The sequence below is a fragment of the Streptomyces malaysiensis subsp. malaysiensis genome (assembly GCF_040653035.1).
Taxonomy (GTDB): Bacteria; Actinomycetota; Actinomycetes; order Streptomycetales; family Streptomycetaceae; genus Streptomyces; species Streptomyces malaysiensis.
Genome location: NZ_JBEZNG010000013.1, coordinates 235,188 through 250,064, shown reverse-complemented (window position 1 = coordinate 250,064; position 14,877 = coordinate 235,188). Strand labels below are relative to the sequence as shown.

12 protein-coding genes are annotated in these 14,877 nt (G+C 71.0%); 9 read left to right on the top strand and 3 right to left on the bottom strand.

Going from position 1 to position 14,877, the window contains the following annotated elements; all coding sequences use genetic code 11:
• The first annotated feature begins 77 nt into the window (after window positions 1–77).
• Window positions 78–2,429, top strand: a complete 2,352-nt coding sequence (locus AB0E24_RS25775; protein ID WP_359380317.1) for a thiamine pyrophosphate-binding protein — start codon at window positions 78–80, stop codon at window positions 2,427–2,429.
• A gap of 121 nt (window positions 2,430–2,550) precedes the next feature.
• Here AB0E24_RS25775 and AB0E24_RS25770 read toward each other — a convergent pair whose 3' ends face one another.
• Entirely contained in the window at window positions 2,551–2,907 is a 357-nt protein-coding gene (locus tag AB0E24_RS25770) for an EthD domain-containing protein (protein ID WP_283887489.1), read from the bottom strand.
• A gap of 89 nt (window positions 2,908–2,996) precedes the next feature.
• Between AB0E24_RS25770 and AB0E24_RS25765 the strand changes: the two genes are divergently transcribed.
• The gene (locus AB0E24_RS25765; protein WP_359380314.1) at window positions 2,997–3,740 is read left to right on the top strand and encodes a DNA alkylation repair protein; all 744 of its coding nucleotides are present in this window, start codon (window positions 2,997–2,999) and stop codon (window positions 3,738–3,740) included.
• 115 nt (window positions 3,741–3,855) lie between these two features.
• On the opposite strand, the gene AB0E24_RS25760 is transcribed toward AB0E24_RS25765, so the two are convergent.
• Both AB0E24_RS25760 and AB0E24_RS25755 read right to left on the bottom strand, forming a co-directional pair.
• On the bottom strand, window positions 3,856–4,026 hold the full coding sequence (locus AB0E24_RS25760; protein WP_359380311.1) for a hypothetical protein: 171 nt from the start codon (window positions 4,024–4,026) through the stop codon (window positions 3,856–3,858).
• A 115-nt stretch (window positions 4,027–4,141) separates the two neighbouring features.
• Window positions 4,142–4,882, bottom strand: coding sequence for a DUF4232 domain-containing protein (locus AB0E24_RS25755; protein WP_359380309.1), 741 nt, complete (start codon window positions 4,880–4,882; stop codon window positions 4,142–4,144).
• A 197-nt stretch (window positions 4,883–5,079) separates the two neighbouring features.
• Between AB0E24_RS25755 and AB0E24_RS25750 the strand changes: the two genes are divergently transcribed.
• The 7 genes from AB0E24_RS25750 (at window position 5,080) to AB0E24_RS25720 (ending at window position 14,877) form a co-directional block, all read left to right on the top strand.
• Window positions 5,080–6,495 (top strand): helix-turn-helix domain-containing protein, encoded by a 1,416-nt coding sequence (locus tag AB0E24_RS25750; protein WP_359380306.1) that lies wholly within the window; start codon window positions 5,080–5,082, stop codon window positions 6,493–6,495.
• 451 nt (window positions 6,496–6,946) lie between these two features.
• Window positions 6,947–7,603 (top strand): ThuA domain-containing protein, encoded by a 657-nt coding sequence (locus tag AB0E24_RS25745; protein ID WP_079256760.1) that lies wholly within the window; start codon window positions 6,947–6,949, stop codon window positions 7,601–7,603.
• Window positions 7,588–8,676: a Gfo/Idh/MocA family protein gene (locus tag AB0E24_RS25740; protein ID WP_359380301.1), complete on the top strand. Its 1,089-nt coding sequence runs from the start codon at window positions 7,588–7,590 to the stop codon at window positions 8,674–8,676. Before AB0E24_RS25745 ends, AB0E24_RS25740 begins: the two co-directional genes overlap by 16 nt.
• A 97-nt stretch (window positions 8,677–8,773) precedes the next feature.
• Window positions 8,774–11,794, top strand: a complete 3,021-nt coding sequence (locus AB0E24_RS25735) for an alpha-mannosidase (protein ID WP_359380299.1) — start codon at window positions 8,774–8,776, stop codon at window positions 11,792–11,794.
• Window positions 11,795–11,869: 75 nt separating this feature from the next.
• Entirely contained in the window at window positions 11,870–12,877 is a 1,008-nt protein-coding gene (locus AB0E24_RS25730; protein WP_102933894.1) for a hydroxyacid dehydrogenase, read from the top strand.
• Between the two features lie 84 nt (window positions 12,878–12,961).
• Window positions 12,962–13,939 (top strand): ABC transporter permease, encoded by a 978-nt coding sequence (locus tag AB0E24_RS25725; RefSeq protein WP_359380295.1) that lies wholly within the window; start codon window positions 12,962–12,964, stop codon window positions 13,937–13,939.
• Window positions 13,936–14,877 carry a carbohydrate ABC transporter permease gene (locus AB0E24_RS25720; protein WP_079152873.1) on the top strand — a complete coding sequence of 314 codons (942 nt, stop codon included), beginning with the start codon at window positions 13,936–13,938 and terminating at the stop codon, window positions 14,875–14,877. The genes AB0E24_RS25725 and AB0E24_RS25720 overlap by 4 nt, the downstream gene beginning before the upstream one ends.

Here is a 14,877-nt window from a genome sequence, read left to right as displayed (position 1 = left end):
TGAAGAGTCACCTGTCTACTGGCGGCGCACAACGACAATTTTCCACGGCATGGTGCCGATAGCGGAGGCGGTCTGTGATGGTCCTGGACCCGGAGCTGAGAGCGGCCGGCGGCAACGGCTCGGGCATTGCCCGGCAGGATGAGCTCGCCGTGCTGAAGGCGGTCGGACAGCGGGTGCTGTGGCTGTCCACCGCGATCATCGACCACGCCAACCGGGTGCGGCCGAATCCCTCGGGGCTGAAGGTCGGCGGTCACCAGGCGTCCAGTGCGTCGATGAGCTCGATCATGACGGCGCTGTGGTTCCACGCGCTGACCGCGGACGACCGGGTGTCGGTCAAGCCGCATGCCTCACCCGTACTGCATGCGATCAACTACCTCCTGGGCGAGCTGGACGAGTCCCGTCTGACGACCTTGCGCGCCTTCGGGGGGCTTCAGAGCTACCCCAGCCGGTCCAAGGACCCCGATCCGGTCGACTACTCCACCGGTTCGGTCGGCATAGGCGCCACCGCCCCCCTGTGGGGCGCCCTCGCACGGCGCTATGTGGAGGGCCACCTCGGCGGGGCGGGTACGGGGCGGCAGTACTCCCTGCTGGGCGACGCGGAGCTGGACGAGGGCGCCATCTGGGAGGCGATCCAGGACCCGATGGTGCCGGGCCTGGGCGAGGTGGTGTGGGTCGTCGACCTCAACCGGCAGTCCCTGGACCGGGTCGTGCCCGGTATCGCCGCGGACAGGCTGCACGGCATGTTCGCCGCGGCCGGCTGGCAGGTCATCACCCTGAAGTACGGGCATCAGCTCCAGGAGTTGTTCGAGCGGCCGGGCGGCGAGGCCCTGCACGCCCGTATCGACGCCATGGACAACCCCGAATACCAGCGCCTGCTCCGCTGCTCCGCCGAGGAGCTGCGGCTGCGCCTGCCCGGCACCGGCTCCACGGCCGGGCCGATCGCCGACCTCATCGCCTCCCTGGACGATGCCGCGCTGCTGGCGGCGCTGCGCAATCTGGGCGGCCATGACATCGGCGCGCTGATGGACGCGTTCGACGGCGTGGACGACACCCGCCCGACCGTCATCTTCGCGTACACGATCAAGGGCCACGGGCTGCCCACCGAGGGCCATCCGCAGAACCACTCCTCACTGCTGACCGCCGACCAGATGAGGACACTGGCCGACCGGCTGGGAACGGATCTCGACCGTCCGTGGGCGGTCTTCCCCGACGGGTCGCGGGAGGCGGCCCTGTGCGCGGCGGCCGCAGGCCGGCTGCGCCGCCCCGGACACGTGGCCCAGCGGCCCCCCGCGGTCCCCGCCGACCTCGGGCGATCGGCACCGGCCGGCACCGGCAACACCCAGCAGGCCCTGGGACGGGTCCTGCTGGATCTCATGCGGCGGGCGCCGGAGGCGGCCGCCCGGATCGTCACCGTCAGCCCGGACGTCAGCTCCACCACCAACCTCGGGGGCTGGCTCAACAAGGTCGGTGTGTGGTCGCCGACCGAGCGCCTCAACTGGTTCGCCGACGACGCCGAGACGATCCTGCACTGGCGGGAGCGGCCCACGGGTCAGCATGTGGAGCTGGGCATCGCGGAGACCAATCTGGTCGGGCTGCTCGGCGAGCTGGGCGCCACCTGGAGCCGCTGGGGCCAGCCGCTGCTGCCGATCGGCGTCGTCTACGACCCCTTCGTCAACCGGGCGCTGGAGCCCTGGTCGTTCGGCATCTACGCGGGCGGTCAGTCGATCCTGGTCGGCACGCCGTCCGGTGTCACCCTCGCCCCGGAGGGCGGCGCGCATCAGTCGATCACCACGCCTTCGCTGGGCATTGAACAGCCCGGCTGCGTCACCTTTGAGCCCGCGTTCGCGATCGACACCGAGTGGTGCCTGCTCGCCGCGCTCGGCAACCTCGGCCGCCCGGACGGGAGTTCCTCCTATCTGCGGCTGTCCACCCGGCCCGTCGACCAGTCCGCGGCCGCCGTGCCCGACGACCCGGCCGCGCGCGAACGCCGTCGCCGGCAGGTGGCCGCCGGGGCCTACCGGCTGCGCCGGCACGAGAAGCCGGTGGTGACCCTCGCCGCGATGGGCGCCCTGGTCCCGGAGGCCCTGGCCGCCGCCGACCGGCTCGCCGCCCTCGGCCACGACGCCGACGTGGTCTGTGTGACCAGCCCGGACCTGCTCTTCCGCGCGCTCCAGGCCCGTCGCGGCCTGTCGGACGACCCGTCCTGGGTCCTCGACCAGGTCTTCCCGGCCGACCGGGCCACCCCGCTGGTCACCGTGCTGGACGGCCATCCGCATACGCTGGCCTTCCTGAGCACGATCCGGAACACGCCCGTCACCACCCTCGGGGTGACCCGGTTCGGCCAGTCCGGTTCGATCGAGGACGTCTACCGCTATCACGGCATCGACACGGACAGCATCGTCGCCGCGGCGCTGGACCTCGTCGACTGACGCCGGGGCGGGGGGAAGCCCACGCCCGTCTCCTCGGTCTCGATGGCGTCCGAAGGTCGCCGACCGGTCGTCTGGCCGGGCCTCTCGCCCTTCAGTGGCCTTCAGCGCTCTTCAGCGGCCTTCAGCGGGGCGAGTCGTGGCCCGGGGCCGTGCTGATGTGCTCTTCGACGGTCCATGACCGGGTGCGGGAGCGGTCGAGGAAACGCGCCTCGTCCTCGGCGACCCCGGAGTCCTCGGCGAGCACCAGGCCGAGCCAGGCACGGCGGGTGGACTCGTCGGCGAACTTCATATGTGTCATCACATCGAAGTCCGCGGGGAAGCCGCGTTGGCCGGTCTCCGGCAGGTAGTTGCGGGCGTAGTAGTCGGGTGGCGGCGCGAGGCTGAGGATGAGGGGGACGTGGTGGTGCTCGTAGTAGTCGATGAACTCATCCCGGCTGAGCCCCTCGCGGGCCTTGAGCAGGGCGATGGTGGTGATCACGGAGTTGCCTTCCGAAACTGCGGCGTCAGGCCGTCTGGCGCGGGATCATGGAGGAATAAACCGAACTCCATCACACTTGGATCAGCGCAGTGGACATCGATGCGGTCGCCGACGAACTTCTGGGGTCCCTCGCGGCGAAATCCGACGCGGACTTCGCGGCCAAAACGCAGCGGTACTTCCCGCAGAGGATTCGCGCACTCGGGGTGAGCAACGCCTCCGTCGTGGGCATCGCGAACGACTACTTCCGTACGAGGCGGGACATTCCGGCGGCGACGCGGCTGGCCCTGGCGGAAGAGGTGCTCTCGCGCGCCTCCCACCATGAAGAGGTCCTGCTGGGATTCGCGCTGCTGCACAAGGTCGCGAGGGTCGGGCTGGACGGTGAGTTTCTCGACCGCTGTGAGCACTGGCTCGGATCGTATGTGTCGAACTGGGCGCAATGTGATGACCTGTGCCTGAAGTTGCTGTACCCGTACTTCCGCGGACACCTCGATCTGATCCCGCGGACGCGGCACTGGGTCGAGTCCCCGTCCCCTTGGGCGAGGCGCGCCGCGAATGTGTCCGTCGTGAAGTTCGTTCGCCGCAAGGTGGGGCGGTCGGTGTTCGAACTGCCGCTGTCCCACGTCTTCGGCAACTGCACCCGGCTGATGCACGACGAGGATGTGTATGTGCGGAAGGGGTGCGGCTGGCTGCTCAAGGTCACCGGTGAGGTTCATCCGGACGAGGTGGCCGCGTTTCTGCGCGAATGGCGTACCGAAATGAGCCGCGACACATTCCGGTACGCCATGGAAAAGCTGGACCAGGAGACGCGAACTTCCCTGATGGCGCTGAGGTAGGCGCCTACCGCCCCGGCGCCGGACCGCCTCCGGGGGCGGGTGTGCCACAGCTCGTCAACGGTCGCGCCAGGGCGGATCCGCGGATGCGGGGGTGCGGGAGGAAGGCCAGGTCAGATCAGGCGGAAGAGGCCGGCGGCATGCACTCGCCCGCAGCCTTCTGGCCGTGTCGCTCACGGCCGAGTGTGGAACCGAATGCCTTGGGGGCGTCGGCCAGGGCCGCCAGGCGAATGGCGCGGTAGAGGGCCCAGTCCTCGGTGTCCAGGGGGCGCACGGAGATTGTTGTCATGGGCCGGACCCTGGCTTCCGGCCGATGGCCCGCGCAAGGGGTTTTCACCGCGACGCGGGTCGGCGAACGCGCCGGCCCGCGTGGGTGGGTGGGGGACCGCCGGGCGGCGGCGGTGTCACCAGCTGATGGCGTCGTCCATCGACTGCTGCCAGTACGTGACCTTGATGGAGCTGTCCACGTAGACACCCTTGGCGGGCAGCGACGGGTTGGCGCCCGAGGAGAGGCTCTCGCCGTTGCGGTCCTGGTAGTAGACGGTCAGGGACTTCTCGGTGTTGCCGTTGGTACCGCTGCCGTCGGCGGCCGACAGGTTCACGGAGGCGTAGCCGGACTCGCCCGGGGGCAGCGTGACGACGGCCTGCGGATGCGAGTCCTCGATGACCGGCGGTACCGACTGGGCCTCGCCGAAGCGGACGGCCGGGTAGCCGTAGAGGTAACAGGTCTTGCTGCCGGTGTTGGTGACGGTGAGCAGCATGTGGTTCACGGGGCGGTTCAGGGGAGCCGCGACCATCTTGGTGTTGGAGCCCTGGCAGGTGACGTTCTTGCCGCCGCTCTTGCCGGAGTCGCCCGAGTTGTCGGAGCCGTTCTTGCCGTTCCCCGATCCCGCGGGGTCCTTCGCCGCGGGACCGTCCGCGGTCGGCTTCGAACCGGAGGAGCCCGGATTCGCGTCCTTGTCGGAGGACGAGTCGGAGCCGGACGACGCGGAGTCGGAGGACGACGCGCTGGAGGAGGCGTCCGACGATGAGCCCTCGCTCTGGACGCCCTCTCCGTCGTCGCACGCGGTCAGGGAGAGAACGGCGATCGCGGCGGCAGCGGCGGCGGTCAGAAGGCGGTTGCGGGAGGTGCGGACGCTGGACATGTGGGTGAGCCCCTTCGGTACCGAGGTGGGTGTGGTGTTTGGATGACCGGAGCTTGTGGAGTGATCCGTCCCAGCCGCCACGTATGCCGGGCAGGTTGGGACACTGGAACGCCGAAATGGGCTTTGATCAGGGGAAACGCAAGTGGTCTGGAACGCTGGAATGGGACGCTCCGGGCCACAGGGGAAGGTGAAGAACGGTGTCAGGGACGACAGGGGCGACGGGGGCTACGGGGGCGACGGGGGCCGCCGGGGACGTGGCGGCGTTCGCGGAGCTGCTGCGGGGGATCAAGGAACGTTCGGGGCTGAGCTATGGCACGCTCGCCAAGCGGCTGCACATGAGCACATCGACGCTGCACCGCTACTGCAACGGCACCGCGATACCGGCCGACTACGCGCCGGTCGAGCGGCTCGCCCGGGTGTGCCGGGCGACCCCCGAGCAACTGGTCGAGCTGCACCGGCGGTGGGTTCTGGCGGAAGCGACGCGGGGGCGGAAGGGGCCGGGGTCGGGGCCGGAAGGGGTGGCGAGTGGTGCCGGGGCCGGGGCCGGGGAGCCCGAGGGGGCTCCTGCGGCGTCTGATGAAGCGGCGCCAGGCGCCGGGGGCGGTGTCGCCCACCCCGCCGCGCCGGGCGGCACACCGGCCGAGGAGCCGGGGGATGAGCCGGTTGCCGGTGGGGGCACCGCCCCGTCCGCTCCCGTGCGGCCCGGTCGGCGCCGTACCGCGCTCATCGCCTCCGCCGCGGCGGCGGCCGTTCTCGGAGCCGTGGTGCTCGCGGTGAATCTGCCGTCCTCCGGGGGCGGTGACGGTGGCCGGAAGGCCGCCGGGGCCGCCGACCCGGCCACCGCAGAGCCGAGTGGCACCGGCACCGACACCGGCACCGGCCGGGCGAAGCACAAGGAGCCGTCCACGTCGGCCTCCTCTTCCCCGTCCCGGGACGCGAAGACCGGCAAGCCCTCCGCCCCCGAGCCGGAGTCCGCCGCCCGCGGTGGCGGGGGCGCCGCCGAACGCACCGACGGCGTACCGGTCAACGTGGCCACCCGCCCCTACGTCTACGACAGCCCGTGCAGCCAGCACTTCCTCGTCGACAGCGAGCCCGAACAGGTCGGCCCGCCCGCCGCCGAGCCGGACGCGCCCCGCTGGGCCGCCGCGTACGGCGCGGTCTCCTCGGGGGAGCAGCGGGTCGCCCTCACCGTGCAGGGCGCCGGGAAGGACACCGTGGTCCTGGAGGCGCTGCACCTGCGCGTCGTCGCCAAGGGGGCCCCGGTCGCCTGGAACGACTACTCGATGGGCGTCGGCTGCGGCGGCGGCGTCGAGACCAAGTCGTTCGACGTCGACCTCGACAACGGCAGCCCCACCGTCACCGTCAAGAACGGTCAGCGCGACTTCCCGTACAAGGTCAGCGAGTCCGACCCGGAGGTCTTCTACGTCACCGTGCACACCAAGGCGCACGACGTCCGCTGGGACCTCGCCCTGGACTGGTCCAGCGGTGACCGCCGCGGCACGGTGCGCATCGACAACAACGGCACCCCGTTCCGTACCAGCGCCGACGCCGGCCGCCCCGGCTACGACTACCCGCTGGGCAGCAGCGAGTGGATGAGGCGGGAGGAGCAGTAGCCCCGGACATCGGCCGCCGGAGGGACGCCCTTCACCGCGCGTACGGGCGTGCCCTGCCGGGCCGCGCGCAGTTGTTTCGTGGAGTTTATACAACGTATTGACAAACCACCGTGACGGTTCATGCGTGCGCTGGCGTGGACGTTCCGCCCGCGCCTGTTGTCCACCGCGCTCGCCGCGCTCACCGCGCTGATGGACGAGTGGGGCCGGTGCCGGTGGGTGTGGAACGAGAGTTCAGCGGCAACACGATCAAGAACCCGCGCTTCGTCCCGACTTCATCCAACGTATTGACAAACTGCCGCGGCGGTTCGTAGTTTCACAGGGCATCCAGCGAGACAGAGCTTCTGACGTCCGCAATTGCCTCTGGATACCGGCCCTTTGAGGCCACCTCATCCGACCCCGACCCGCCGCGCGCGCCGCCCGCGCGTGGCGCCGATGGGAGCGTGCGATCACCTTGACCACCGATACCCGGCGGGCGCTCGTCGTCCGCGGCGGCTGGGACGGGCACCAGCCCGTGACGATCACCGATTCGTTCGTCCCGTTCCTCGAGGAGCGGGGGTTCGCCGTCGAGACCTCCGAGGACCTCGCCGTGTACGAGGACGCGGAGCGCCTGGCCGCCACCGACCTGATCGTGCAGTGCTGGACCATGGGGACCATCACCCGCGAGCAGAGCGCGAACCTCGCGGCCGCCGTGCGCGCCGGCACCGGCCTCGCGGGCTGGCACGGCGGCATCGTGGACTGCTTCCACGACCACGGCTACCACCTGCTGACCGGCGGCAAGTTCGTGATGCACCCGCCGGGCTTCCTCGACCACACCTACCAGCTGTCGCCCGACCACGCCGACCACCCGATCATCGCGGGTCTAGACGACTTCGCCGTGCACAGCGAGCAGTACTGGGTCCTCACCGACCCGCACAACGAGGTCCTGGCCACCACCACCTTCCCGCCCGGCGAACTCCACGACCGGCCCGCGGTGATGCCCGCCGTGTGGACCAGGACCTGGGGCGCGGGCCGGGTCTTCGTCTCGACCATCGGGCACAAGCCCGACGACTTCGATGTGCCGCAGGTCCGGACGCTGACCGAAAGGGGACTGCTGTGGGCGAGCCGCTGAGGATCGGCATGGTGGGCGCGGGAAAGATCAGCGGCGCCTACCTCTCGACGCTGGAGCGCCTCACCTCCGTACGGCTGACCGCCGTCACCGACCTCGACCGGGGCCGGGCCGAATCGGTCGCGGAGCAGGTGGCGCACGAGGTGGCCGTGGCGCCGGACGTGGCCGCGCTCGTGGCCAGGGACGATGTGGACGCCGTCCTCAACCTCACGATCCCGGCCGTCCACGCGGAGGTCGCCCTCGCGGCGCTGGGCGCGGGCAAGCATGTGTACGGCGAGAAGCCCCTCGCGGCCGGCCGCGAGGAGGCCGACGCCGTGCTCACGGCGGCGCGCGAGGCGGGGCTCCGGGTCGGCTGCGCCCCCGACACCGTCCTCGGCACGGGCACCCAGACCGCGCGCAAGGCGGTGGACGACGGCCTGATCGGCCGGCCGGTCGCGGCCACGGCCTTCATGACGACAGCGGGCCACGAGAAGTGGCATCCGGACCCGGAGTTCTACTACCGGCCGGGCGGCGGCCCCCTCCTCGACATGGGCCCCTACTACCTCTCCGCCCTGGTCCATCTGCTCGGCCCGGTCGTCAAGGTGACCGGCGCCTCCTCCCGGCCGCGTATGGAACGCGCGATCGGCAGTGGCCCGCGCGCCGGGCACACCTTCCCGGTCGAGATCGACACCCATGTCACCGGCGTCCTGGAGCATGCGGGCGGCGCCCTGTCGACCCTCGTCATGAGCTTCGACATCCGCGCCGCGCGGCTGCCGCGCATCGAGGTGCACGGCACCGACGCATCGCTGTCCGTGCCCGACCCGAACGGCTTCGACGGGGCCGTCGAGATCCATCGCGGCGACGGCTGGGAGTCCCTCCCGGTGTCCGCCGGCTTCCGGGACGCCGGGCGCGGTATCGGCCTCGCCGATCTGTCCGGGGCCTTGTCGGCCGGGCGCCCGCACCGCGCGTCGGCCGAACTCGCCGCCCACGTCCTGGACGTCATGCTCACCCTCATGGAGGCGGCGGCCCAGGAGCGCGCGCTTCCGGTGGGCAGTACGTGCGAGCGCCCCGCCCCGGTGGCCGACGCCGCCCGCTGACCGGAAACCCGCCGCCCGGAAACCGGTCGACCGGAAACCCGTCGCCCGCAAACCCGCCGACCCGCGCCCGCCCCCACTGCGTCAGGAGACCGCCTTCATGCACGACGACCGGAAACTGGTCGAGGCACGCCTGGAACGCGTCCTGAGGGAACGCGTCCGCCCGGCCGTCCACCCCGCCACCACGCCCCTGAGCGTGGAGATCTGGTCCACCGACGGCGAACCCGTCCCGGTGGCCGAGGGACTCGTGGCACCCACCCGCCCCATCGCCCCGGGCACCCCCTGGGGCACACCGTGGGGGACGAGCTGGTTCAAGGTCACCGGCACCGTTCCCGCCGAGTGGGCGGGCCGCACCGTCGAGGCCGTCCTCGACCTCGGCTTCACCCCGCGCACTCCGGGCTTCCAGTGCGAGGGGCTCGTCCATCTGCCCGACGGCACCCCGGTCAAGGGCCTCCACCCGCGGAACGCGTATGTGCGCGTCGGCGCTCCGGTGGCGGGCGGGGAGCGGGTCCGCTGGCGTATCGAGGCCGCCTCCAACCCCGACCTCGAAGCGGACGGTGTGCCGTTCCGGCCGACGCCGATGGGGGACCGGGCGACGGCCGGTGACGCGCCGCAGTACGTACTCGGCGAGATGCGGCTCGCCGTCTTCGACGAGACCGTGTGGAACCTCGTCATGGACCTGGAGGTCCTCGGCGAGCTGATGGCGGAGCTGCCCGTCGACGGGGCGCGCCGCTGGGAGATCCTGCGCGCGGTCGGCCGGGCGCTCGACGCCATCGACCTCCAGGACGTGAACGGCACGGCACGGGCCGCACGCGGCGAACTGGCCGGGGTACTCGCCACGCCCGCCGCCGCCACCGCCCACCGCGTCAGCGCCGTAGGCCACGCCCATATCGACTCCGCCTGGCTGTGGCCGCTGCGCGAGACGGTCCGCAAAGTGGCCCGTACGGCCTCGAACATGACCGCGCTCCTGGACGAGGAGCCCGACTTCGTGTTCGCCATGTCGCAGGCCCAGCAGTACGCATGGCTCAAGGAGCACCGGCCCGAGGTGTACGCGCGGGTCAAGGAGGCCGTCGCCGACGGGCGGTTCGTACCGGCCGGTGGCATGTGGGTGGAGTCGGACACCAATATGCCCGGCTCCGAGGCGATGGCCCGCCAGTTCGTCCACGGCAAGCGGTTCTTCCTGGAGGAGTTCGGTGTCGAGAGCGACGAGGCATGGCTCCCGGACACCTTCGGCTTCGCCGCCGGACTGCCCCAGATCATCAAGGCCGCCGGGTCACGGAGGCTGCTCACCCAGAAGATCTCCTGGAGCAGGACCAATGACTTTCCGCACCACACCTTCTCCTGGGAGGGCATCGACGGCACCCGTGTCTTCACCCACTTCCCGCCCGTCGACTCCTACAACTGCGAGATGACAGGACGTCAGATCGCCCACGCGGCACGCAACTTCAAGGAGAAGGGCGTCGCCACCCGCTCCCTGGCGCCCACCGGCTACGGCGACGGCGGTGGTGGCACCACACGCGAGATGGTCGCCAAGGCGGCCCGGATGCGCGATCTGGAGGGCGCCGCGACCGTCGAGTGGGAGACCCCGGCGGACTTCTTCGCCAAAGCGGAAGCCGAGTACCCGGACCCGCCCGTGTGGGTCGGCGAGCTCTATCTCGAACTGCACCGCGCCACCCTCACCAGCCAGGCACAGACCAAGCGCGGCAACCGGCGCGGCGAGTCGCTGCTGACCGAGGCCGAGCTGTGGGCCGCCACGGCCGCGGCGCGCACCGGCTTCCGCTATCCGTACGAGGAGCTGGACCGGATCTGGAAGACGGTGCTGCTGCACCAGTTCCACGACATCCTGCCCGGCTCGTCCATCGCCTGGGTGCACCGGGAGGCGCGCGCCACCTATGCGCGGCTCGCCGAGGAACTGGAGGCGATCATCACCGGGGCGCAGCGCGCCCTGGTGGGAGAGGGCACACGGGAGCTGGTGTTCAACCCGGCCCCGCACGCCCGCGGCGGTGTGCCCGCCGGTGGCGCCGCGCCCTTCGACGGCCAGGGCGACAAGGCCGCGCCCACCCCGCGCGACGGCGGCGGCTATGTCCTGGACAACGGTCTGCTGCGGATCGAGATCGACGGACGGGGCCTGGTCGTCTCCGCCTACGACCGGATCGCGGGCCGGGAGGCGATCGCGCCGGGGCAGGCGGCCAATCTGCTCCAGCTCCACCCGGACTTCCCCAACCAGTGGGACGCGTGGGACGTCGACGCCTTCTACCGCAATGCCGGACGTGACCTCACCGATGTCGCCGCGCTGTCCGTGGCGGGCGGTGCGGTGCGCGTCGAGCGTGCCTTCGGCGCCTCCCGCGTCGTCCAGCTTCTGTCGGTGCCCATCAGCGCCAAGCGGCTCGACATCGACACCGAGGTGGACTGGCATGAGACGGAGAAGTTCCTGAAGCTGGCCTTCCCGCTGGATGTGAAGGCCGACCGGTACGCCTCCGAGACCCAGTTCGGCCATGTGTACCGGCCCACCCACCAGAACACGAGCTGGGAGTGGGCCAAGTTCGAGGCGTGCAACCACCGTTTCGTCCACGTGGACGAGCCCGGCTGGGGTGCGGCCGTCGTCAACGACGCCACGTACGGCCACGATGTGACCCGTACGGTGCGCGGTGACGGCGGCACCACGACGACCGTAAGGGCGTCGCTGCTGCGGGCCCCGCGCTACCCCGACCCGGAGACCGACCAGGGCACGCACCGGTTCCGGCATGCGCTGGTGCCGGGCGCCACGGTCGGCGACGCGGTCCGCGAGGGCCACCGCGCCAATCTGCCCGAGCGCCGGGTCACCGGAGGCGCCGCCGAGGTCGCCCCGCTGGTGACGGTCGACAACGACGCCGTCGTGGTGAGCGCGGTGAAGCTCGCCGACGACCGCGGTGGCGACCTGGTCGTACGGGTCTACGAGGCACACGGCGGGCGGGCCCGCGCCACGCTCCGCGCCGACGGCTTCGACACGGCACGAGCCGTCCTCACGGACCTGCTGGAGCGCCCGGACACCGACGCCGAGCCGCCCGCGCGGGCCGACGGCGGTCTCGTGCTCGCCCTGCGCCCGTTCCAGATGGTCACCCTGCGTCTGCCCCGCGTCTGACGCCGGCTCGTACGGGCACGGCCGCGCCGCCGTGCCCGTACGGGCCGATCCGCACGTACCGAAAGAGGCTTTCGCATGACAGCCCGAGCCGCACATCCCGCACGTCCCAGGGCGGTCTGCGTCATGGACCCCGCCGTCGCCCCGCTCGTCCTGCCCCACGATCTGCGCGCCCACCTCTCCGAAGTGGTCGAGTTCCTCCCCGATCCGACGGGGCCGGAGCCGCTCGCCGCGCTCGCCGACGCCGAGATCCTGATCAGCGGCTGGGGCTGCCCCCGGCTGACCGCCGGTGTCCTGGCCCGCGCGCCCCGGCTGCGCGCCGTGATGCACGCCGCCGGAACCGTCAAGTCCCTGGTGAGCGACGCGGTGTGGGAGCGCGGCATCGTCGTGTCCTCGGCCGCCGACGCCAACGCGGGACCCGTCGTCTCCTACACCCTCGCCCTGATCACCCTCGCCGCCCGCCGCACCCTCACCATGGCGGCCCGCTACGACGCCGGGGTCTGGCCGGATTCGGCCGCCCGCACCGGCGCCGACGGCCTCACGGTCGGCATCGTCGGCGCCTCGCGCATCGGCCGCCGGGTGATCGACCGGCTGGTGCGCTCCGACGCGGGCTTCCAGGTGCTGGTGAGCGATCCGTACGTCACGGACGAGGAGGCCCGCCGCCTCGGCGCCGAACGGGTCGGACTCGATGAGCTGTGCCGCCGGTCGGCGGTGGTCAGCGTGCACGCCCCGCTGCTGCCGGAGACGACCGGCCTGCTCGACGCCCGGATGCTGGCGCTCATCCCGGACGGGGGAGCGCTGATCAACACTGCGCGCGGGGCCGTCGTCGACACCGAGGCCCTCACACGGGAGTGCGCCGAGGGCCGCCTGGAGGCGTACCTCGATGTGACCGACCCCGAACCCCTGCCGTCCGGGCACCCCCTGCGCTCCCTGCCCCATGTGCTGGTCACCCCGCATATCGCCGGTGCCCAGGGCACCGAGACCCGCCGGCTCGGCCAGTACGCCGCCGCCGAGGTCGCCCGCTATCTGGCGGGAGCGCCGCTGCTGGGCGAGGTCACCCCAGACGTTCTGCCGCGCCTGGCCTGAGGGACACGGCAGGCACGGCGGACCACCACCTTCCCAACCCCGGGACGGCCGACGACGACCGTCTCCGGTGAAAGGGCCGCACCCATGACAACACTTCACAGGCCCGCCGCCCGTCCGGCCGAGGACGGCTGGCGGGCACACCCGGGCGGGCCAGGAGGCCCGCGTTCGAGCCGCCATCGGGACAAGGGACTGTTCTGGTTCCTGATACCCGGCGTCGTGGTGCTGCTGCTGTTCCACTACATCCCGCTGCTCGGCAATGTCATCGCCTTCCAGGACTACCAGCCGTACATCGGCATCCTGCACAGCCCGTGGAACGGACTGAAGAACTTCGAGGTCCTCTTCAACGGCGACGACCAGTTCCTGCACGCGCTGATCAACACCCTCGAACTGACCCTGATCCAGGTCGTGTTCGTCTTCCCCGCGCCGATCCTCCTGGCGCTCGCGCTGAACAGCCTGGTCAGCGAGCGGATCAAGAAGTGGGTGCAGAACGTGCTGTATCTGCCGCACTTCCTGTCGTGGGTGGTCGTGGTGGCCCTCTTCCAGCAGCTGCTGGGCAACGGCGGCATGCTCAACCTGTTCCTCCAGGCCCATGACATGGGCACCTGGAACATCATCGGCAACCCCGAGCTGTTCAAGACGCTGCTCACCTCCCAGGTCATCTGGAAGGACAGCGGCTGGGGCACCATCCTCTTCCTCGCCGCCCTCTCCCGTGTCGACAACGACCTCTACGAGGCCGCCGCCATGGACGGCGCCGGCCGCTGGCGGCAGACCTGGCATGTCACCCTGCCCGCCCTGCGCGGCCTGGTGATCCTGCTGCTCATCCTCCGCCTCGGCGACGCCCTCTCCGTCGGCTTCGAGCAGATCCTGCTCCAGCAGGGCGGTGTCGGCCTGGAGAACAGCGAGGTCCTGGACACCTACGTCTACAACCACGGCCTCATCGGCGGGGACTGGGGCGTCAGCGCCGCCGTCGGCCTCGTCAAGGGCGTCGTCGGAGTGGTGCTCGTCCTGGGCGCCAACAAGATCGCCCACTTCTTCGGCGAGGAAGGTGTCTACCGGTCATGACCACTCTCTCCCCCGCACACCCCGTGCGCCGCGGGCCGCGCGGGTCCTACAGCGCCATCCCCGGGGAGACCCCCGGATCCCCGCCGTGGCGCGCCCTCAAATCGGTGATCCTGCTGGTCTGTGTGGTGCTGGTGCTGCTGCCGTTCCTCGCGATCGTCTCGACCTCGCTCGCCGACGCGGCCCAGGTCACCAAGGCCGGCGGCTATGTCCTGTGGCCCGACCGCCCGACCTTCGCCGCCTACTCGGCACTGCTGTCGGGCGGTCTGGTCTCCAAGGCCATGCTGGTCAGCGCCGGTATCACCGTCGTCGGCACGGCCCTCAGCCTGATCTCCTCCATCATGCTGGCGTACGGGCTCAGCCGGCCCGGCTCCTTCGGGCACAGGCCCGTGCTGATGCTGCTGCTGATGTCCATGCTGTTCGTACCGGGCGTCATCCCCAGCTATCTGATGGTCAAGCAGCTCCATCTGATCAACAGCTACTGGTCGCTGATCCTGCCGTCCATGATCAACGCGTTCAATGTGATCGTGCTGCGCTCCTTCTTCATGAGCATTCCGAGGGAGCTCATCGACTCGGCGCGGATCGACGGCGCCTCCGAGGTGTCCATCCTCACCAGGATCGTGCTCCCGCTGTCCAAGGCGTCGGTCGCGGTCATCGGCCTGTTCTACGCGGTGACGTACTGGAACGCCTTCTTCAACGCCCTGCTCTACATCAACGACGCGGCCAAGTGGCCCATGCAGCTCGTGCTGCGGACCTATGTCGTCAACAACGCGGCACTCAGCGGCGGCCAGGTCGATGTCGCGGCCGGTGCGCCGCTGCCGCCGGCCCAGTCGCTCCAGGCGGCGATCCTCGTGCTGTCGATCGTGCCCATCGTGATCGTCTACCCCTTCCTCCAGCGGCATATGAACAAGGGCGTGATGGTCGGAGCGGTGAAGGGATAA

Bases quoted from the DNA above. Each gene is read 5' to 3' on its own strand.
- AB0E24_RS25775 (WP_359380317.1), top strand. From the start codon at position 78: ATGGTCCTGGACCCGGAGCTGAGAGCGGCCGGCGGCAACGGCTCGGGC.
- AB0E24_RS25760 (WP_359380311.1), bottom strand. From the start codon at position 4,026: ATGACAACAATCTCCGTGCGCCCCCTGGACACCGAGGACTGGGCCCTC.
- AB0E24_RS25755 (WP_359380309.1), bottom strand. From the start codon at position 4,882: ATGTCCAGCGTCCGCACCTCCCGCAACCGCCTTCTGACCGCCGCCGCT.
- AB0E24_RS25735 (WP_359380299.1), top strand. From the start codon at position 8,774: ATGCACGACGACCGGAAACTGGTCGAGGCACGCCTGGAACGCGTCCTG.
- AB0E24_RS25730 (WP_102933894.1), top strand. From the start codon at position 11,870: ATGACAGCCCGAGCCGCACATCCCGCACGTCCCAGGGCGGTCTGCGTC.
- AB0E24_RS25725 (WP_359380295.1), top strand. From the start codon at position 12,962: ATGACAACACTTCACAGGCCCGCCGCCCGTCCGGCCGAGGACGGCTGG.
- AB0E24_RS25720 (WP_079152873.1), top strand. From the start codon at position 13,936: ATGACCACTCTCTCCCCCGCACACCCCGTGCGCCGCGGGCCGCGCGGG.